General features: G+C 44.9%; 12 protein-coding genes. 6 read left to right on the forward strand and 6 right to left on the reverse strand.

Annotation, left to right across the window (positions count from 1 at the left end; all coding sequences use genetic code 11):
• Window positions 1-164: 164 nt before the first annotated feature.
• Window positions 165-1,028 (forward strand): glycerophosphodiester phosphodiesterase family protein, encoded by an 864-nt coding sequence (locus ACKI5J_RS01575; RefSeq protein WP_407425818.1) that lies wholly within the window; start codon window positions 165-167, stop codon window positions 1,026-1,028.
• Between the two features lie 28 nt (window positions 1,029-1,056).
• On the opposite strand, the gene ACKI5J_RS01580 is transcribed toward ACKI5J_RS01575, so the two are convergent.
• Both ACKI5J_RS01580 and ACKI5J_RS01585 read right to left on the reverse strand, forming a co-directional pair.
• Window positions 1,057-3,195, reverse strand: a complete 2,139-nt coding sequence (locus ACKI5J_RS01580; protein ID WP_407425820.1) for a beta-galactosidase — start codon at window positions 3,193-3,195, stop codon at window positions 1,057-1,059.
• A 67-nt stretch (window positions 3,196-3,262) separates the two neighbouring features.
• The gene (locus tag ACKI5J_RS01585; protein WP_407425822.1) at window positions 3,263-4,771 is read right to left on the reverse strand and encodes a PLP-dependent aminotransferase family protein; all 1,509 of its coding nucleotides are present in this window, start codon (window positions 4,769-4,771) and stop codon (window positions 3,263-3,265) included.
• A 43-nt stretch (window positions 4,772-4,814) separates the two neighbouring features.
• Here ACKI5J_RS01585 and ACKI5J_RS01590 point away from each other — a divergent pair, with 43 nt between their 5' ends.
• Window positions 4,815-6,680 (forward strand): TonB-dependent receptor plug domain-containing protein, encoded by a 1,866-nt coding sequence (locus ACKI5J_RS01590; RefSeq protein ID WP_407425824.1) that lies wholly within the window; start codon window positions 4,815-4,817, stop codon window positions 6,678-6,680.
• A gap of 65 nt (window positions 6,681-6,745) precedes the next feature.
• Here ACKI5J_RS01590 and ACKI5J_RS01595 read toward each other — a convergent pair whose 3' ends face one another.
• Both ACKI5J_RS01595 and ACKI5J_RS01600 read right to left on the reverse strand, forming a co-directional pair.
• Window positions 6,746-7,705 (reverse strand): manganese catalase family protein, encoded by a 960-nt coding sequence (locus tag ACKI5J_RS01595; protein ID WP_407425826.1) that lies wholly within the window; start codon window positions 7,703-7,705, stop codon window positions 6,746-6,748.
• 199 nt (window positions 7,706-7,904) lie between these two features.
• Window positions 7,905-8,519: a MarR family winged helix-turn-helix transcriptional regulator gene (locus ACKI5J_RS01600; protein WP_407425828.1), complete on the reverse strand. Its 615-nt coding sequence runs from the start codon at window positions 8,517-8,519 to the stop codon at window positions 7,905-7,907.
• Between the two features lie 151 nt (window positions 8,520-8,670).
• Between ACKI5J_RS01600 and ACKI5J_RS01605 the strand changes: the two genes are divergently transcribed.
• Window positions 8,671-9,627: a fasciclin domain-containing protein gene (locus ACKI5J_RS01605; RefSeq protein ID WP_407425830.1), complete on the forward strand. Its 957-nt coding sequence runs from the start codon at window positions 8,671-8,673 to the stop codon at window positions 9,625-9,627.
• Between the two features lie 149 nt (window positions 9,628-9,776).
• Window positions 9,777-10,916, forward strand: coding sequence for an acyltransferase family protein (locus tag ACKI5J_RS01610; protein ID WP_407425832.1), 1,140 nt, complete (start codon window positions 9,777-9,779; stop codon window positions 10,914-10,916).
• 5 nt (window positions 10,917-10,921) lie between these two features.
• Here ACKI5J_RS01610 and ACKI5J_RS01615 read toward each other — a convergent pair whose 3' ends face one another.
• Window positions 10,922-12,094: a glycoside hydrolase family 172 protein gene (locus tag ACKI5J_RS01615; protein ID WP_407425834.1), complete on the reverse strand. Its 1,173-nt coding sequence runs from the start codon at window positions 12,092-12,094 to the stop codon at window positions 10,922-10,924.
• Between the two features lie 74 nt (window positions 12,095-12,168).
• Window positions 12,169-16,176 (reverse strand): two-component regulator propeller domain-containing protein, encoded by a 4,008-nt coding sequence (locus tag ACKI5J_RS01620; RefSeq protein ID WP_407425836.1) that lies wholly within the window; start codon window positions 16,174-16,176, stop codon window positions 12,169-12,171.
• 286 nt (window positions 16,177-16,462) lie between these two features.
• Here ACKI5J_RS01620 and ACKI5J_RS01625 point away from each other — a divergent pair, with 286 nt between their 5' ends.
• Together ACKI5J_RS01625 and ACKI5J_RS01630 are read left to right on the forward strand one after the other, a co-directional pair.
• Window positions 16,463-19,432 (forward strand): SusC/RagA family TonB-linked outer membrane protein, encoded by a 2,970-nt coding sequence (locus ACKI5J_RS01625; protein ID WP_407425838.1) that lies wholly within the window; start codon window positions 16,463-16,465, stop codon window positions 19,430-19,432.
• 12 nt (window positions 19,433-19,444) lie between these two features.
• Entirely contained in the window at window positions 19,445-21,013 is a 1,569-nt protein-coding gene (locus tag ACKI5J_RS01630) for a RagB/SusD family nutrient uptake outer membrane protein (RefSeq protein WP_407425840.1), read from the forward strand.
• Window position 21,014: the final 1 nt, after the last annotated feature.

The raw sequence follows: 21,014 nt of genomic DNA on the forward strand, positions 1-21,014 counted from the left end.
GCTTTTGCTTGCTAAGACTGAATATTACGCGCCCCCCCACGAACTAGGATCAGGTTAAGCCTGTGTTAGCCGAATATTATTTTTAATACACAAAGCCGGAATTGCTTCCAGTCAAGGTAAATCTTTGATAGTTTTGGTAAAGGTTCAAAATAGCAAATACCCAGATGAAGCGTACCATTCTATTGTTTTCGGCACTTTTAATTGGTTTTGGAAGTTTCGCCCAGCAGGATACCATCATGTATGCACACCGGGGATTCAGGGGCCTCATGCCGGAGAATACCATTCCTGCGATGATCAATGCCTTACATCAGGGGGCAGATATATTGGAAATGGATATTGCTTTTAGTTCAGACAAGCAGGCGATCGTTTCGCATGATCCGTGGATGGATCATCTTATTACTCTGGATCCTGACGGGAAGGATATTACGCCGGGAAAGGGTCTTCCTTTTTATAAAATGACGTATGAGGAAATACGGAAGTATGATGCAGGATCAAAGCAACATAAGGATTTCACGCGTCAGCAAAACTTCAGCGCATATATTCCACGACTGGTAGATCTGATCGATTCCGTTGAAAGCCACGTGAAGCTGCACAATCTGACAAAACCCTGGTACAGCATCGAGACTAAAACGAGCAAGAAAAGGGATCATGTGGTTCAGCCTGCCCCTGAAGAATTTGTAAAGCTATTGATGGCCATTATCGTTTTGAAGGGCGTTGAAGACCGGGTGATTATCCAATCGTTCGACGAACGGACGCTCGAAATAGTAAACCGTGATTTTCCTGAGGTTCAGACGATGATCAACGTTAATAAGGGAACTCTTGAAGAGAACATGGCACGCTTTACATTCCAGCCAGACTTTTATGCACCTGTCCCTGCTCTTATAGATGCCGCACTTGTAGACAAATGCAAGACTTTAGGTATTAAGCTAATCTGCGGCAATGTCAACGACAAAAAAGAAATCGACAGGATTTTGTCCCTTGGTGTTAACGCATACTGTACGGATTATCCTTATTTCGCTTTGAAATAGTATCACCTTTCTAACCATTAGAACAACATCATTCCTTCCATATCACGACTTCTGCAGGATTCAAGGTTTTTTTTCCAATCAATATTGTAGCAGATGCCGGGATGCTGATCTCTTGTTTTTCGGATGAGTAGTTGAGTCCGTACCAGAAGCCATCGTTATATTGTACAATTACGCCCTCTGGGAGGTCGATCGTTCGTACTCCGGCTTGCTGAAAAATTTTCTGTAACACATCCTTTTCAAGCTTGCCGTCGTCTGTATCAGTACCGCTATAGGTTACTGTTCCTTTTCCAAGCTTGCGATGTATGACGGAAGCTTTGCCTGCATAGAACTGATCGTTGTAGGTGGCCCATACTTCAGCGCCGGTAGAAGGCTCGATGACATCACCCCAATTGTTCCAGCTGTAAGTTGTGCCAGACATGCTTACTTTGCCTGTTAAAGCGGCTGGTAGGTGATCGTAAAAAATTTCTTTCGCGCCGATCAGGTCCAGAATAGGCTTTTGGAATGTCGCTTCCCAGATTTTGCCATCACGGTCCTTTTGTCCGGTGCGACAGGTAAGTATCAGGTGTCCGCCGTTTTCGACGTAGGCCTTCCAACGGGTTGCTAACTGTTCGTCCATTAGCTGCACGGCAGGAGCAATGAGAAATGGATAACTTGAAAAGTCTTTGCTCTCGTCGATAACATCGACCGCGGCACCGAGCGATTTCAAGCCATTATAATAGCGGGTCATATGGTTCATATAATCCCATTGGTTTGTTTGAGGTTGATTGTCCATCTCCCAACGGCTGTCCATGTTATAAAGCATCGCCGCTTTGCGTTGTTGAACAATCGCGGGGGCCGGGCCGGCTTTATAAGCTTTGCGGAGTACTTTAAGTTCGTTTATAACGCGGATATACTCATCTCCTGAACTGCTAACAGTAATGCCGTCGGCTTTCATGATACCGTAGTGGTATTGCTCGCCGCCGGTTAAGGGTTGCCTGAACCGGTAGTTGCATACGAACTTGTTACCTCCGGCCATGACGTGGTACATCCACATCCTGACTGCACCGGGCATAGTCTGCGGGTTGAATAGGCCCCAGTTTACCTGGCCGGGTTGCAACTCCATTACGCCTGTGAGGCCATTGATAGAACGGAACAGGTCATTGGAAAAGCCAATGCTGCTGGCAGATCCCATGCGGAAGCCCTGCTCTCCATGACCGGCATCATATCCGGCTACGAGATACTTGGTATAGCTATGCACGTCCAGGCTCTTCATGCGGAAGGGGTCGACCGGTGCGTAAGTAGGCATGAGGTTGGTCGTTATCCACTGCTCTGGTCTGACATGTTTTTTGAGAATATCGCGCTGTGTAAGTACGAAATCAGCAACTTCGTCAGCGGTGAAACGCTTGAAGTCCAGTACTGCGTGCGGGTTGGGTTGAGCTGCGAGCTCCTTGGCGTTCGGAATACGGATCTGCTCAAAGTGGTTATATGCAACACTCCAAAAGGCGTTTCCCCAGATCAGGTTCAACTGTTCGATGGTTTGGTATTTCTTTTTCAGCCATGCCTGGAAATTTTTTTGTGCACTTTCATTAAAATCGTATTCGTTGCCATAATGAGAGGGTTCATTGTCGATCTGCCACCCCCAGATGTTCTTGTTTTGCCCGTAGCGTTTACCCATAGCGGTCACGATTTTGTCAATATATTCCCGGTAGACCCCCGATGACCAGGAACCCTGTTGCCGGGCACCATGCTGGATGGTTCGACCGTCTGCATTGACCATCAGTATTTCCGGATGTTTTTGCGTAAGCCATACCGGAGGAGTGGGGGTTGGGGTGCAAAGGATCACCTTGATATTATACTTCTCAGCCAGGGCAATAGCTTTGTCAAGCCATTGAAAGTTGTACTTACCTTCTTGGGGTTCTAAAATCGCCCAGGAGAACTCTGCCAGGTGCGTAAATTCAAAACCCAGTTCCGACATTTTTTTAATGTCCCTCTCCCAGTTGGATTCAGGCCACTGCTCCGGGTAATAGTAGGTTCCCACTTGCATGAGGTCTTTGTCGTTAAAGTACTTGTTGGTGGTCTGTGCAAACGTAGTGCTTAGGCAGGTTGCCAGCGCCGACAACGCAAGTGAACTTCTTAAACCAAAACGGAAGATGAAGCTTCTGAAATCGGAGTTTAGGGAAAGTGGCATTTTCTCGAGGTTAGTGATCGAATGGTTTAAAAATAGGGATAATTTTTGATCGCGAAAGAAGAAGACATCATCGGTTTGCGATGGTCTCTAACGACTTCTTTAAAATCTTTACAGCGGTTTCCATCTCCTCCTTATTCAGGTGCCCGAATCCTAAACGTGTAGCGGTAAGGCTTTTGGTTTGATACAGGATGGTCTTTGGCAGGAACAAGCCGTTTAGGGCACATTCCTTTTGAAACCTGACCAGATTAAACTTATCCAACCATTCTACCCAAATAGCCAGGCCACGGGAGGGAATATCAAATTTAATCTGTTGTCCAAGACTTTCATTTAACAATGAGACGAAATAATCTCTGCGCTCTTTATATGTTTTTCTGTTTTTCTTGGAAAGACGGTGAACTTCGCCTTCACGGATCCAGTCTGTAAGAACCTGTTCTTTGATGATATCTATTCCCGGATCAAGAATATTCTGATGCTTTTCGAGTTCTTTGATGAAATCAGTGGGTGCGGTGACGAAACCGTAACCAAAACCCGAAGGTAAAGATCTCGCGAACGATCCCAGGTAAACTACTCTTTTATAGGTGTCGAAGGCAGCTAAAGGCAAAATAGGATTGTTATCGTAGTGGAAATCGAAATCATAGTCGTCCTCTACAATGACGAATTCATAAAGTTCGGCCAACTCAAGAACTTCCATCCTCCTTTTAGCGCTCAGGAAAGCTGTAGTGGGATAGTGATAGTTGGATGTTAGATAGAGTACCCTGATCTTTTGTTGCGCGCAGACCCGCCTGAGATGATCGGTATCGATGCCATCTTCATCGATCTGGATAGTGATAATGTTTGCACCACTGTCTGTCAATGTCATATTGGAAAGGTAGTATCCGGGTGATGCCACAACGACTTTATCGCCAGGGGAGATAAGTAATTTTGCAACCAAAAATAAGCTGATCTCATGGTTGCTCGTGGTAAGAAGGTTCGATGTTGATATACGTATACCGCGGGTCAGATTTAAGAAATTGGAAAAATGTCTCTTGAAATCTTGGTGAGATCGCGTTTGAATACGCTCCCAGGCTCCGGTGTTTTTCTGACTTTTTAGTTTTGAAACGTAGAGTCTGGCCAGCACATCGGTATGTACAAGTCTCAGATCTGGTAAGCCATCATTGAATTGATAAGGCAAATTGCTTACCTCCGCCGGGTTCTCCAGGACGGATGATTGCTTGAAAGTGAAGCCTGTTCTGTTCGCTGAAATGCGTTCTGCCGGTACAGTTTTCCTGTCCTTCCTTTTCTGTTTCTGATCGGATAATATAAACGTTCCCTTATTGGGAAGCGTTTCGATAAACCCCTGGGACTCCAGATCCATGAAGGCTTTGATGAGGGTATTTCGGTTGACAGACAATAGTTTACACAATATGCGGGTGCCGGGGAGCTTAGTGCCTTCGGGAAGTAAACCGGTTTGTATGGCTTTAATGAATTCAAAGACAATCTGTAGATAGATCGGGCTGGAGTCGGTTGAACTAAGCTGAATGTAACTTTGGAAAGGAATTTGAACCGGACTACTCATTTTCTTGAAACTGGCATACATTAATGGTACGGCAAGGTACTACTTTTGCCAAAAATCAAAGGATATGAGAAAAATTTACCTGACTTTGTTTGTGCTTATTTGCAGTGATCTGTACGCACAGAATAATAGGGATACCGTCATTGCGATTGACGAAGTGGTGATCCATGAGAACCGGTTCAGCACCCCCATCTCCAAACAAAACAGAAACGTTTATGTGATTGATCAGGCAACTATCGCTAAGCTGCCCGGAAGAAGTATTCAGGAAATTCTGCAATACGCCAACGGCGTCGATCTGAGGCAAAGAGGGCCTTTCGGAAGTCAGGCTGACATCAGTATTGACGGCGGAAGTTTTGAGCAGGCAGTGGTTCTTTTAAACGGGACAAAGGTTATTGACATGCAAACAGCTCATAACATGTTTAATTTGCCCATTCCAGTGGAGGCTGTTGAAAGAATTGAGATAATCCGCGGACCTGCTGCACGGATATACGGGGTGAACAGTTTAACCGGCGCGATCAATATTATTACAAAGAAACCTACCGAGTCGGGAATTTTAATTGATTCGTATGCAGGGACGAACTTCGAAAAAGATTCAGAAGGAACTGGTCATACATTTTATGGACGAGGAATCCGGGTCGGCGGTGTTTTGAGCAAAGAAAAGCAGCAGCATTCGCTTTTTGGGTCGCATGATAAAAGCAATGGATACCGCTATAATACCGGATTCGAGAACAACAAGCTGCTTTATTTGGGGGACTTTCAGTTAGATGGATCGAATGAAATCGCAACATCGTTCGGATATATTGATAATGGGTTCGGTGCGAATGGATTTTATGCCGCACCGGGTGATAGGAACTCGTCTGAGGTAGTGCAAACCACCTTAGCTTCGGTTCAGTCTAAACATAACTTGTCGGATAGGTGGATATTGATGCCAAGGGTGAGTTACCGGTACAACGAAGACGATTATCGCTACTTTGGCGCTTCCAATCTCCAGGCAGGGAGAAGTCAGCATTATACCCATTCGCTGGCGGCAGAGGTTAATACGAGTTATAAAACAGCTAAAGGGGAAATTGGATTTGGAGTGGAACTCCGAAGTGATGAGATCAATTCGTCTAATATTGGAGAGCATCGACGGGAGAATTTTGGCCTGTTTTCGCAATACCGGACTTACCTTTCGGAGAAGCTAAACGTGAACATCGGGACATATTTGAATTACAACTCAGATTATAAATGGCAATTGTATCCCGGAGTTGACGCAAGTTATGAGGTTACACCGACCTTTAAGCTTATAGGGAACCTGGGGACGAGCCAGCGCATTCCATCATTTACAGATCTGTTTCTAAACCAGCGACCGGGTAATATCGGCAATCCGGATCTTGATCCTGAACGCGCTTTTCAGGGTGAGATCGGGTTTAAAGTTGCAAAGGGGAACTTTACGATTAATACATATTATTTTCATCGGAAGATCAGTGATTTCATTGACTGGACCAGAATGGTCTCAAGCGAACCATGGCAGAGTAATAATTTAGGAGAGCTGGTAACTAACGGAGTTAACCTTCGGTCGGCCTATACCAGAGATATTTCAGGCAAGACAAGATTGCGGGTTAACCTGGGATATTCTTATCTGGAATCTGACTTCAGAAACGGATCTGCTGAGCTAGATTCCAAGTACTTGATCTCGTCTTTAAAACATCAGGTCACCAATACGATTGATGTTCAGCGTTCAGGTTTATCCTTGTTGTTCGCAACACGATTTAATGAAAGAATGTCTGGTCCGTCATATTGGATAAATGACTTGCGAATAAGTCAATCAATCCACAAGATGTTGATCTATCTGGATGCTCAAAATATTTTTGACACGACTTATTTTGAAATTGGGGCAATTCCTCTTCCTTCAAGGTGGTTTACTGCGGGTGTTAAATTCTCAAGTTTTTAATACAACGCAAAAAGAAAAGCCTTGGTGTTTAAACAGCAAGGCTTTTCTTTTAGATTATTCAGTCTTTATTCTCCTCGCTTTGAAGGATCAGAACCGGCTTTCTTAGTCATGTCCCTAATGGTTCTCTCCTTAAACTCGCTTAAAGCATCAGCCATCGCCTGCATCTCAGGGTCTAATCCCGGAGCAAACTCTTCAGGACGTTCAGGAGCGATCGGGTTCGGGTAGGACTCTCTCGGCTCCTTTAAAGTTACTAACTCTGTACCATCATCGATGGGAGACTTTCCGCTGAATATTTTCTCCATTTGAGAGCTATCTAAACGGAAGTGATACTGTTCACGGTGTATACCTGCATCCATCAGCTTCTTCACTTCGGGGAATTTGGAAGCGTCGAACTTGGGCACAGGTAGAGCCTTATTCCAATCAACGCCCAGGGTTTCCAATGCTTTAGCAAATGCCATCTGATGCGCTTCATCGCGCGCTATCAGGAATGAGATCGTTGCACGCAAAGTTTTGTTGTCGGACATCTGATAGATGCGGCATTTTTGAAGCCTTCCTGTAGCCTCAAGTACCAGGTTATCCATCAGGTCGAGCACCAGGTTACCGTGGTTATGAACATATGATCCGCTCCATGGGTTTCCTGCCGCATCAACGGGTAAGGCTCCCTGGGCTCCGATGATGAAGTGGTGTGGGTTCTGAGCTTCTTTTCCGACTTCCATGGTTGCTTTTCCACCTTTGCCAGGAGTGTCAAATTTTTTGCCGTGGTATTCCGGCGCACCATCCAGAAGCCTGGATATGGTTTTGGTGATCAATTCGACATGGCTGATTTCTTCGATTCCAATACCTTGTATCAGGTCGAGGTAAGGAATCCCATCGCCACGAAAGTTAAAACTCTGAAAGAGAAACTGCATCATGGTACGCATCTCTCCAAATTGTCCACCGAGCCCCTCCTGAAGAGCATTAGCTGCTGATGGATCTGGTTGATCATCCACTATTGGATTGATTAAATTTTGAACATGGTAAAACATAGGTAGTATTTTAGATTTAGTGATAGAATACTTTTTTTTTGTTGTTTGTTTTTAATTTCTTTTTGTGATGCTGCAGACGTATTTCCTGAGGGGCATGTGTTTTTACAGTGAGTTAAACAGATGCTGATCAATCGGGTAGACGAATGAGCCGGGTGTTGGGTAGGCTTGACCCGCAGCTTTTGAAATAGACAACAAGGGACTATATTTCGCCCTTTGATTTTAACTGATGAAAATTCTCCAGCTTAGCAAGCAGGCGGATCAGGTCCATTTTTTCCGAATGGGATAGCGGTTCAGTAACGTTCCTGGTTGCAGCTCTGATATTTTGCATACTTTCATTTAAGAGTTGGACACCCTTCGGAGTTATATGTATGATCTTATTCCGTTTGTCGCTTTCATGACCTGCCTGTTCAACTAAACCATTATTTATTAACCGGTTTACTATTTGTATTCCGGCAGACTTTTCATGAACGTTTAACCGGATTAATGCTGTCTTAGACATGCTTCCAAAAGACAACAGGCTAATTAAATAGATGAAATCATCAGGAGTAGAAAATTCGGTGTTGGCAATAGCGGCCTTAGCCTGTAATTTGGAGTACCGGTACAAGTGGACGAGGGAGGTATTGATAACGCTGTCTGCGGAACGTCCCTGCGATTTTCCCACCCATTCAGGTTCTGTGATCAGAGGCGATCCATTTTTTTGGTAGTATTCATTAAGCCACTGTCCGAATAAATGTACATTCTGACCTTCATCAGGGCGCTCTTTTTCGTACAGTTTAACCAGTTCAACTAAATCTTTCAATAAGTCGTAATACATAAAATAAGGAGTTGGTATCTAAAATACGCTTTAAATGTATATAAACACACTAATTTTTTGCCATTTAAATTTACACAGTCGTTAAATGGTTTTTTTTAGCACAAAAGGTCTGATGTTTGATTATATATAAGTATAAAAATATACTAACATTATGAGAACATTAAGTTTTAACCTATTAAAGAGAGCTGCACTGATTCTAGCAGTATCATCTACCGTTTTATTTAGTGCATGTAGTAAAGATGATGACGAGGATATGTCTGGAGACGAAACCATCACGGAAGTAGTTGTCAAAAACAGTAGTTTTTCGCTGCTTGAAACGGCACTGGTTCATGCAGGATTGACGGGTGTATTAGAGGGTGCTGGGCCTTTTACAGTTTTCGCGCCGAATAATGATGCTTTCGTGGCCGCCGGATTAGACACAGACGCTAAGATTAAAGCGATTCCTGTGGAAACACTGAAGAAGATCCTATTGTACCACGTTATAGGACAGCGTATTCCTGCATCGGGAATTGCCACTGGTAGCAATTCACCAGTGAAAACAGCTGCTAACCTGGATGTGTTTGTTACAAAGAATGCAGCTGGTGTGTTTGTAAATGGCGCATCTGTTCTTCAGGCGGATGTGATGGCAAGTAATGGTGTTATCCATGTTATTAACACCGTTTTAATGCCACCGGCAGGGAACATCGTTGAAGCGGCTCAGGCAAATCCGAACTTTAGTTTTCTGGTTGCCGCTGTTTTAAGAGCTAGCCAGGGAAGTACCAATGTGGCGCAGGTGTTGTCAGGACAAGGTCCGCTGACTGTTTTTGCTCCAACCAATCAGGCTTTCATGAATGCAGGTTTTGCTAATGTAGCCGCTATTCAGGCAGCTGATCCTGCCGTATTGACCAGCATTCTGACCTATCACGTTGTAGCAGCGCGTGTTTTTTCAAGTGATTTGACAGAGGGAGCTAAGCCTGCAACTGTAAATGGTGCAACCGTCGGGATTAGTTTAGCAGGTGGAGCGAAGGTTAAAGGAAATAAAAATACAACAGCATCTGTGATTGCTCCTGCGAATATGGTGACCACTAACGGGGTGATCCATGTGATTGATCAGGTTTTAATGCCATAGATTGAAAGAAGTAAGATAAAGAGTCTGGTTTGGGTAATAGAGTGACTGTCCTGTCGATAAAGCCGGGCAGTCACTTTTTTTTGGTTGGAGATCATATGATCTGACGAGGCGCTATTTTGCTATTGAGTTTCTTTTGTTATTTTAAACGAATGAACTCTCCAATAAACCTGGGTGAATCGAAGCCTCATTATCTCATCCTGGATGGCTTGCGCGGCGTAGCCGCATTGATGGTCGTAATGTTCCACATTCTCGAGGCACATTCTTTAGGCAACCATAAAGATCAAATTATCAATCACGGATATCTTGCCGTAGACTTTTTCTTTCTTTTGTCCGGTTATGTGGTTAGCTATGCTTATGATGACCGGTGGGGTAAGATGTCTTTAAGGGATTTCTTTCTGAGGCGGGTCATTCGCCTTCACCCGATGATCATCGTCGGCTCGTTAATCGGCGCAGTGATGTTTTATTTTCAGGAATCCGAGGCACTTGGTATGAATACCGGGGAGATACCCCTTGGGAAATTACTGCTAGTGATGTTGATCGGTTTTACGCTCATTCCCGTAGGGAAAAGTTTAGACATCAGAGGCTGGAATGAAATGCATCCGCTCAATGGACCAGCATGGTCACTATTCTTTGAATATATAGCTAACATTTCTTACGCACTTGTGCTGCGGCATCTTTCCAATTTACTTTTGTCTATACTCAGTGTAGTTGCCGCCGGCTTCACGCTGCACCATCTACTGACGCATCCCAATGGCGACATGATAGGGGGGTGGACGATTGACGATCCGCAACAATTGAAGATCGGGTTTACACGCCTGGCTTATCCTTTTGTGGCAGGTTTGCTTCTGGCGCGTGTTGTCAGACTGAGATATATCAAAAACGCTTTTCCAATCACAGCGCTATTCTTAATGTTATTGCTGGCGATGCCCCGCGTTGGGATCAAAGACGAGGTCTGGCAAAATGGCTTGTATGATGCATTATGCATATTGTTTTTATTTCCGCTCATTGTCTGGCTTGGAGCTGGGGGAAACGTAGAAGGGGACAAAGCGAAGCGATTGTGTAAGTTTCTGGGAGATATTTCTTACCCGATTTATATTACGCATTATCCCCTGATCTACACTTATACAGCCTGGGTTGCCAATGGCGATCGAAGCCTTGGGCAGTATTGGTTATATGCCTTTCTTACCTTTTGTGGATCAGTCATCGTCGCTTATGTAACAATGAAGTTCTTCGATATTCCATTTCGTCAGTGGCTTCGTAGAAGGTATCTCGTCAAAAGACTTAGCTAGCTCGCTTAGTTGACTTCCAGGTGGTCTTTCGATGGCAGAGTGGGGAACCTGTTGTGCGGCTCCCGCTGGTACCAAAATGCGACAGTCTGTACATCGGATTGTTGTTTCAGATATCGGCCGCCGATTCTCCAACCCAGGTCCTGAATGGTGATTTTCAGGTCTTTTTCAAAACGTATGGGATCAAGAATATGCCAACGGTACATGCCAAAACGCGTTTGTGAGTTATAGAGGCCATCGGGTCTTATCACTTGATGCAGACCAGCATAGGGTGTGGAGTATTCCTGATATTGGTGTGTTTTTTTGTTTTCAAAGTTGTAAGATCCACAGAAATAATCTTCTGTTCCTGTGCCGATAATGGTGGGGAAATCTTTGTCGCCGTCCATAAAGAACTTGATCTCTCCCTCGCCCCACCAACCATTATTATTCACGCCCACACCCATGAAAAGGCCTACAAATTGTCCTTTTCCTTTTACTCCATCCAAAATGGTATGTATGGAAGTGGTATTTGGATTAGACCTCCGATATTGTGCGTGAAAGTAAGCCTCGTCATTTCCTACCTCCGTCAATGTATAATCCACCTGGTAATAGATGCGCATGGCTTCCATTTCGTTAAGGTTCTGTAGCGTGATCCTGCATTTTTTACGGAAAGGCATTTTCCAGTAGCAGTTGAAAGCACTACCCGGGTTGACGGTAACTGCCAATGAGTTCAGTGGTGCGAACTCATTGAAGCCCATGCCAAAAAAGGCACCTATAGGAGCTTCTACAGATGGCTCTTTTTCATCATCCCAATAAATTCGGAGAATACTCATCTGCCAGTTGCCAGTAGGTGTTAGCCAGATATGCTGAATGGCACCGCTTCCAGTGATCTCAGCCAGGGTAACCGTTTCATTAGCGTTCACGATGGTGAAAGGGTTGACTTTCCAGCCTTGTCCTAATTCCCGGGCTTCATGGGCGGCGTTCGCAACATTTCGCTGTCCTTTTTGGCTGATTGGATCAGCCATGCCTCCCTTCCCCTTTTCACCGGTGATATTTTCCGAAGAGATGGAGCGTGTCTGCGCATCGGAAAGACGGGATAGGTTTCCCAAATTCATGTTTAAGCCATCGAATTTCTGAGTAGACTGGCCAGAGATCCGACAGACGGATACACATAGCAGAAGCAATAAGGTAATTTTTTTCATTGGTTTATTGATTGAAGAGTGGATACTGTACCGTGGGACGGGTATGGATACTTACTTGATATTTGCTGATTTAATCACGAGGGCACTAGCACCTCGTGTTGTTTGATGAATTCGCTTGGTGACATATTGTGGTATTTGAAAAATGCTTTCGTAAAATAGGAGGCAGAACTGAAGCCTGTATTAAATGCTACCTCATTAATCCGTGAGTTCGGTTCAAGCAATAACACAGCGGCTTTCCTCAATCTGTAATTTCGCAGATAGTCGCCAGGTGTTTGTCCGCTTATTGCCTTTAGTTTTCGCTGCAGGTTGGAACGACTCATGGTTAATATTTCAGCCAGAGACTCCACACTAAATTGCTCATCCGACAGGTGACTTTCTATTTCTTCGTTTATCCTGGTCAAAAATGCATCATCGCTTTTATTGGTGACGAGGGTAGAGTATGAGCTGAAAGGCGACTTATTGAATAGCTCGAGCAGATTTTTCCTGTTTTGAAGGAGACTCGAAATTTGCGATTTAAGATGTAAAATAGAGAAGGGCTTTTCTATAAATACGTCAGCACCTGAGCTCAAGCCCTCTGCCTTTGACATGTTGTCAATTTTAGCTGAGAGCAGTATTACGGGAATGTGCGAATAATTTTGATCGGTCTTGATTTTCTTGGCAAAGGAAATTCCGTCCATTCCAGGCATCATGATATCCGAGATGATAAGATTGTAGTTGGCATCTTCCAGCATTTTTAATGCATTTTGGGCATTGTAAACGGCGTCTGTCATATAATCATGCATCAGTGAGGAACGAAGGAAATTCGCCATATCTTCATTGTCTTCGACTATCAATATCCGGTAAGGAGAATGGGTGTTGAGTGGTAGCGCCTCTTTCGATGCATTTCTATTGCTTTTCATCAGCACCGGCTGTCGTGATTGCGGTAGGCTGACCAGGGTGAAGTGAAAGGAAGTGCCGCCTTTTGGAGCATCCATAACCTCTATTTTAGCGTCAAGTAAAGCACTGAGGTGCTTTACGAGGGAAAGCCCTATGCCGGTTCCTACCAGGTTTGTTTTTGCCTGGATTTGAAAGAAGGGATCAAATATCAGTTCTTTAAGCTCATCCGGAATGCCTTCCCCGTTATCCCGTACGATGATCGTATAGGAAGCGTCTGGCGGACAGACCAATTGTAAAACAACTTCATCATGAGTGAATTTGAGGGCATTGCTTAATAAATTACTCACGATCTTGGTGATGGCCTCTTTATCTGATTCCACGAACACATGCTCGACTGCAGGCATTTCAATAGACAGTCTGATCCGGTCTATGTCAGCCGTTTTTCTGAATCTTAAATAAAGCTCCTTAAGAAGCTCTATCAGATCGAATCTTTCAGTTTCCATTTGATAGTTGATACTGTCGATTTTCCTGAAGTCCAAAAGCTGGTTGACCAATATCTTCAGTCGTTCACAATGTTTTTCTATGATAGAAAGATTCTGAAGTTCTTCCTGTTTGGAGAGCTTTGTAGACAGAACTTCCTCCAGGGGTGCATTAATGAGGCTAAGAGGGGTTCTGATTTCGTGTGCGATGGAGGTAAAAAAGTCAATTTTCGACTGGAAAGATTTTGTTTCCTGATCAGATTTGAATACTTCCAACTGGCGTGCCTGTCTGGCCTTATTTCGCTTTTCATAGTTTCGTAAGAAGAGGATGAATACGCCGGCAAAAAGCACAAAGTAGGCGATGCGGGCATATGTGGATTGCCAGAACGGCGGAAGAACACTTATTGATACTGAGCTTGGAGTGCCATTCCAAAGCTGATCATTGTTAGACCCCCTGACCATGAATGTATAGTCACCAGGAGGGAGGTTTACGTAAGTAACACTTTGGTTGTTGCCGACGTAATTCCACTTCTTGTCAACGCCATCGAGTTTATATGAATACTCATTTTTGCGCGGCGAGACATAGCTGAGGCTTACGAAATGGATCCGGAAAGAAGAATTATTGTGCTTAAGCCGGATCTTTTTCAGGCGGTTCAGGTTTTCCTGAATGTCCATTTGCAGAGATGGTTTGGTATCACCCAACAGCCGGATGTCGGTAATGGCCACTTTGGGAACTTTCCGGTTTTTTAGCGCCTTAAGATCCTGTGGATAGAAACTGCTGAAACCGTTGACGCCACCAAAATAGAATTTCCCCTCGCGGGAAATGAAACTCGATTTATAGTTGAATTGGTTGCTCTGCAATCCATCGTCTATATTATAAAGCTTGCCGGAGCGTGGTTTGTCGGGGTCTAGGCAAATCAGGCCTTTATTGCAGCTCAGCCAGAGATCTCCCGCAGGATCTTCCAGAACCCCATAGATAACGTTGTTGGGAAGTCCGTCTGCTTCCGAGATATTCCTGAAGGTATCGTTCGCCTTGTTATAAATAAATATTCCTCTGCCTTCGCTTGCAAAAACGGGTCGTTTCTGGCTGTCGATCAGGATGCCGGTAAGCTTGCTGCCTACGATGGGGTCTTTACTGTCTTTTTTGAGGAGATCGTATTGGATCCATTTGCGCGACTTATAGCTATATCTTATGGCGCCTCCACCGTAAGAGGCAAGCCAGAGGTTTCCATCGTTATCTTCTTTTATATCGTAGATAAATCCTTTCACCTCCTTGATTCTCACGAACTTCTTCGAGTGTTTATCATACTTATTCAATCCGCTATAAGTACCGATGAGGATATCGCCCCCGCGGGTTTTGTAGATCGAAAATATGCAGTCATGATTCAGCGTATTTTGATTGTTAGGGTCAAATTGAAGGTTGGTAAGTTTTTTTGTCCTGATATTGTATATATCAATTCCCCTTGAGAACGTACCTATCCAGAGTTCTTCGCCGTCCAACAGCAATGCGTGAGTATTGTGATAGGTGGTTTTAACAGGCTGTGTGATCGCCCTGGTCTTTATATCCAGATAATTTATGCCGCCGTCTTCTGTCGCAATCCACATGTTCCCTTTTGCATCTTCACAGAACTGGCTAACCGCTTTTCCGGAAAGCAGGCCATGTTCAGGGCCGGGGTGGAAGGTTTCTATGGCAGACTGGGAGCTGCTCAGGTAGTTCACTCCTCCAAAGTACGTACCTACCCAGATACCGCCTTCCGCGTCTTTTGCTATGGAATATATATTCTGATCACTCAAGCTGTACCTGAAGCCAGGGATATCTACCCGTCCGTAGGTGCCGGTTGTGATAGAGAACAGGTACAAACCATCGTCAGCTCCGATGAGGAGCTGATCCTTCTTGTATTCGCTGATTGCGCGGATGTGAGAAACGTATGTAGACGGCTTTGCATGCATATATTCCCTGTAATCACCGGTCTGTTTGTTGTAACAGCGCAAACCCTCTGACCAGGTTCCTAACCAGAGGTTCCCGCGGCGGTCTTCGTGCATGGAGAGTATTTCATGTTTGTTGTTCTCGACCCTGCTGAACATTTGCTTTTCTATTTCAAAATGTTCGCTATGCCGGGAGTAACGTAACAAACCTCTTGCCGTGCCTGCCCAGATAATGCCGGACCGGTCTTCAAGTAAAGACCAGCAGACATTAGAGGTAGGCGCGCCGGATTCCATTTTGACTTTAGACAAATCTTTTGAAGCAGGATCATATAAATAAATACCTCTTGCCATCGTTCCGATCCACAGCTTTCCTTTCTGATCGACTATCAGCGCCGTAATGGCTCCGGATAAGATCCTTTTCTCCGGCATCTTACCTTCTAGCGGGCGAAACGACTCATCCAACTTGTTCATGATAAAGACACCGTCATCGGTTCCAATATACAGGCTGTTGTCGTCTTTTTCAGCCAGACATCTGACGAAGTTATTACCGAGGGTTCCTGTTTTTCCGGTTTCGCGCCTGAAAGTTCTGAACGAACTTCCGTCAAACCGGTTCAGTCCATCCTTGGTTGCGATCCACATGAAGCCATCTGTGTCCTGAATCACTGCATATACCGCGTTCTCTGACAGCCCGTCTTCCACCCGAAGCGTCCTGAAATGGAAGTTTGCAGTTTCCTGTGCCTGACAAAATAAAAGGCAAAGCGCAAAAACGAAGTTGAATGAAATAATGGTTCGCACGTTCACGGTACAAGGTCTAAAAAGTCAAAAGCATGATAATTGGCAGCAACAGATGTAAGGTAGAAATTCACAGCTTGAAATCCTAAGGTAAGGGCTTAAAGCCTGTATTTTGACCTGTTTTTACAACTTTTTGAACCAAAAGTACACGTGGATTCCTGCATGACAGTCTAATTTTACCTGTAATCCGGATCCGATGATTCAGCGGGCAAAGCCTTTAACCAATTATGCTTTGACCGAATACAACTATTTATGAACCTTAAATCTCAGATGCATGTTAACTAGAATTCTACTTATGTTATTCTGTTTTTGCTCCGTATTCGTTTACGGGCAAAATGTGCCGGTAAGAGGAAAAGTATTAGATGATACTAACCAGCCTCTGCCGGGAGTAAGCGTGATGGTAAAGGGTACCAGGGTTGGTACGACGACAGACATCAATGGTGACTTCACCATCCCGGTCGCGAGGCAGCAGACGCTCGTATTTACATCAGTTGGTATGACCACCAGGGAAGTGGTCTATACGGGCCAGGGTTCCGTCAATGTGACCCTTCATCCAGGTAACAGGGAGCTGGATGAGGTGGTGATTATCGGTTACCAGACGGTAAAGAAAGCAGACCTCACTGGTGCTGTTTCAGTTTTCAATCCCTCAGAAATGAAAAATACCATTGTAACAGGGAGCGTAGGTGAGGCCTTGCGGACGTTGCCGGGAGTAAATGTCCGGACAAGCGGGGCTCCGGGTAGCGAGGGGAAGGTAGAAATACGAGGGACAGGTACATTCGGGAACAGTAATCCCCTGTATGTTGTAGACGGAATTGTATCCGGAGCGAACAGAGACTTTAACTTCAATGACATTGAGAGTATTCAGGTACTTAAAGATGCTTCCGCCGCGGCAATTTATGGGTCCCGTGCCGGTAATGGTGTCATCATCATTACGACCAAGCAAGGGAAAGAAGGCGCAATGAAAATTGATGCGGCATCGCGGCTTACGTCTCAATGGCTTCCAAAATATAACCTCACAGACCGAAATCAGTGGATACAGTTTAATGATCTCGCTTTTTCAAACGGCAACCGTCCACCGGCAAATCACTTCGAGGGGAATACCGACTGGCAGGAGGAAGTGTTTAAAACAGGAATCGTGCAAGACCACAACCTCTCTCTCTCCGGAGGTACAAAAGACAACAGGTATTTTATCTCTGGTAATTATCAGGGAAATACAGGTACCACTATAGGCAGTAAAAGTGAGCGGTTGAGTTTTAGGGTGAATACCTCATCAACCCGCAAATTCAGTGAGAATGTAGTTTTTCGAATAGGAGAAAATCTGATGTTGAGCGACTATCAGGTCGACGAGTTGAACAGCAATCCTATTGTTGATGTTTACAGGATGCTGCCCACGATACCCATCTTCAACCCCGACAATGCGGCTAGAGGTGGATACGGTTACGGCGAGGGAAATCGGGATGTCACATTCGGAACAAATCCGTTTGCCCGCGAAGATTTTGAAAATACCAATAACGGAAACCTCCGGATCAGGGGAAACGCCTTCTCGGAACTGGAGCTGTATAAGTCATTCAAATACCGGTTTAACTTCGGCTTTGATCTGAGTAATGACCGGCATAAGTACCTGAGGAAAGAAGGATACTGGACCTATAACCAGCCTTATGATCCATCTTCTCTGAATAAAAATCAGGCACAGTTCAGGGGATTAGTATTTGACAACACGCTGGAGTATAATAAAAAATTCGGAGCACATGATATCTCGGCAGTATTCGGAACCAGTTATCAGACGTCACGTTATGAACAGATCTGGGGAACCAAAAACGATGTGTTAGTTAGCAGTGGACGATATTTCGATAACCTTGATGCTGCCCTGAGTAATCCGAAGACAGGTAATTACCAGGATCTCGAAAAGCTCTTTTCTGTATTCGGGCGTATAAACTACAATTTTGATGAACGATATCTGCTAAGCTTTACTATGCGCCGTGACGAGTCTTCTAAATTCAATCCTGATTTTAGAGTAGGCTACTTTCCGTCAGTCTCCGGCGGATGGAGGATCAGTAAGGAAGAGTTTTTTCATGTCCCCTGGATAGATGACCTGAAGTTAAGAGCCAATTATGGTATTTTGGGAACGTCTAATATTGGAGTCTGGGATTGGGTTTCATTCATCAACGTGTTTCCTCAGGCAGTTTTTGGAGCTGATGAGAACGTAACGGGAATGACTCAGGTAAGGCTTGCGAACAGTGATCTGAAGTGGGAAAAGCTTACCCAGTTTAATGCGGGACTTGACATGACCATGGTGGCCAACAGGCTGAATCTAAGTCTTGATTATTTTGACAAGGAGACTAAAGATGTGCTGACTCCTATGCAGATTCTGATGGTAACGGGAAACAACGGAGGAAATCCTTTCGTAAATGCAGCAACACTTCAAAATACGGGTATTGAACTTTCGCTTAGCTGGAGAGATAAGATAGGTGCCGAGTTGGGATACAATATCGACTTCAATGGATCTTACATTAAGAACAAGATCAAAGAACTGGGTTACGGTAGAACTGAATTTACGCAATGGAACACCAAATCAATCGTTGGACAACCAATCGGGGAATGGTATCTTATTAAGACAGGGGGGATTTTCCAGACAGCGGAAGAGGTACAACGCCATGTTAACAGCGCAGGGCAACGGATTCAGCCAAACGCACAGCCCGGTGATATCAAGTATATTGATTATAATGACGACGGGCAGATCACTGACGCTGACAGGCAGCATCTGGGTTCTACTATTCCGAAGTTTCAGTTAGGCGGAAATATCGGATTTGATTACAAAGGCTTTGACCTTCAGGTTCAGTTCACAGGGGCATTCGGCTTTAAGTCGTTCAACGGGCCGCGAAGCGGTTTCGACCGGTTTGATGACAACTCCAACTATCGCGCAGACTATGATCCATGGACCGCCGAGAACCCTGGTGCAAAAGATCCGAGACCTATCTATGCAGACTCGAGGAATGTCAGGGGAGACCAGGACCGTTGGCTCGAAAATGGAAGCTATCTGAGGATAAGGCAGCTGGCATTGGGCTATAATGTTCCGAAAAAATTGTTGAAGAATGTCTTCAGCAGTATGCGTTTTTCTGTAAATGCACAAAATCTGATAACGTTTTCTTCGTATACCGGACTGGATCCCGAATTCCTTAACGGAAGTATATGGGAAAGAAGTTACGATTCGGGTAACTTCCCGAATCCCAAGGGTATAACATTCGGTGCTCAATTATCCTTCTAAAATTTGAATCTGATGAAAAAGTATATATATATAGTCGCCGCAATCGTAGTTACTTTCAGCAATTGCAAGGTGGATGTGGAGAATCCGAACACCATCACGACAGCTACGTTTTGGAAAACGGAAAAGGATGCTCAGTATGGTGTTGATGCTGTTTACAATATGTTTTACAAGCCCGGTACTTATAGCAGGTGGATGTGGTTTAGATTTGACCTCACATCCGATGAAGGCTTTAGCCAGAGTCCCTGGGCAGAACTAAAAGAATGGACACAGTTCCGATATAACAATTATAACTTCTGGGAAGGGAATGCCTGGACCTACAGAGATTGCTACGAGGCAATTTTTAGAGCAAACCAGGTGTTAGCCAACGTTCCGGGGATCAGCTTCGCAGACGAAAACAACAAGAGCCGGATACTGGGGCAAGCCTACTACCTTCGGGGCTTGTACTATTACCATCTTGCGCTTCTATGGGGCGGACCAAACAAGAGCCTGGCAATAGTTCTGGAGCCTTCCACTCCTGGTATGCAGCCCGAAGGACATACCGAGCAGGAGGTGTTTGAACAGGCCATAGCCGACTTTAGCCAAGCCCAGAGTCTCCTGCCCCCTAGCTGGCAGGGAGCGGATAGAGGCAGGGCCACGAAAGGAGCAGCGCTTGCCTTCAGAGCCAAATGCTATATGCAGCTGAAGATGTGGACAGAAGCAAGGGCTGATCTTCAGTGGCTTGTGGAAGGAGAGGGTAAAGGTCTTTACAATCTAAGAGCTAACTATTTTGATAATTTCAGTAAGGATTCGGAGAACAACGAAGAATCCGTCTTCGAGATCCAGTACTCTGACGTGAATCAGGCACCTGCCGGTGACGATGATTTTTCGGTAGATCCGAATCTCGGTCTGAACAGAGGCCAGTTCTTTGCTCCTCCCGGAATAGGTTGGACAGATGGCGAACTGCGGCCATGGTTAGTGGAAGAATTCAAGAAGGAACGGAACCTTGCTAACGGATACGACATCCGTTTACGTTACACAGCATTTTATAGTGATATGCACAAGGATTTTCCGGGGAATACCCGGGTCTACAATCAGGTGAGTAACGATGAGCTATGGGCTAAGGACAACTGGAGGGGAAGGGTTTTCTTCAGGAAGTACAGTGCTGAGTACTATCGTGACTATGACGATTATTATAATCCTACGAATGTTCGTTTGGTTCGGTTTGCTGATGTTCTGTTGCTGTACGCAGAATGTATAGCTCAGTCCAATGGAACTCTTTCTGAGGCTGTAGCGCTAGTGGACCGAGTGAGGGCGCGGGTTAATATGCCGGGGCTGGCAGTCAACTACCCATCTGCTACGACAAGTAAAGAAGCCTTTTTGAAGCGATTACAAACAGAGCGTGTGCTGGAACTTGCTACTGAGGGACATCGTTGGGCTGACCTGAAGCGGAATGGAATGTTAGATAATGAAGCAGGGATCAACGAACTTAAACAGCATGATCCGGATTTTAATAACTTCATAATCGGTCGTCATAATCGTCTGCCGATACCATCAAACGAAGCGAACAACAATCCGAACATTACCCAAAATCCAATGTACTAAT

Origin of the sequence: Arcticibacter sp. (genome assembly GCF_045629565.1) — a bacterium.
Taxonomy (GTDB): Bacteria; Bacteroidota; Bacteroidia; order Sphingobacteriales; family Sphingobacteriaceae; genus Arcticibacter.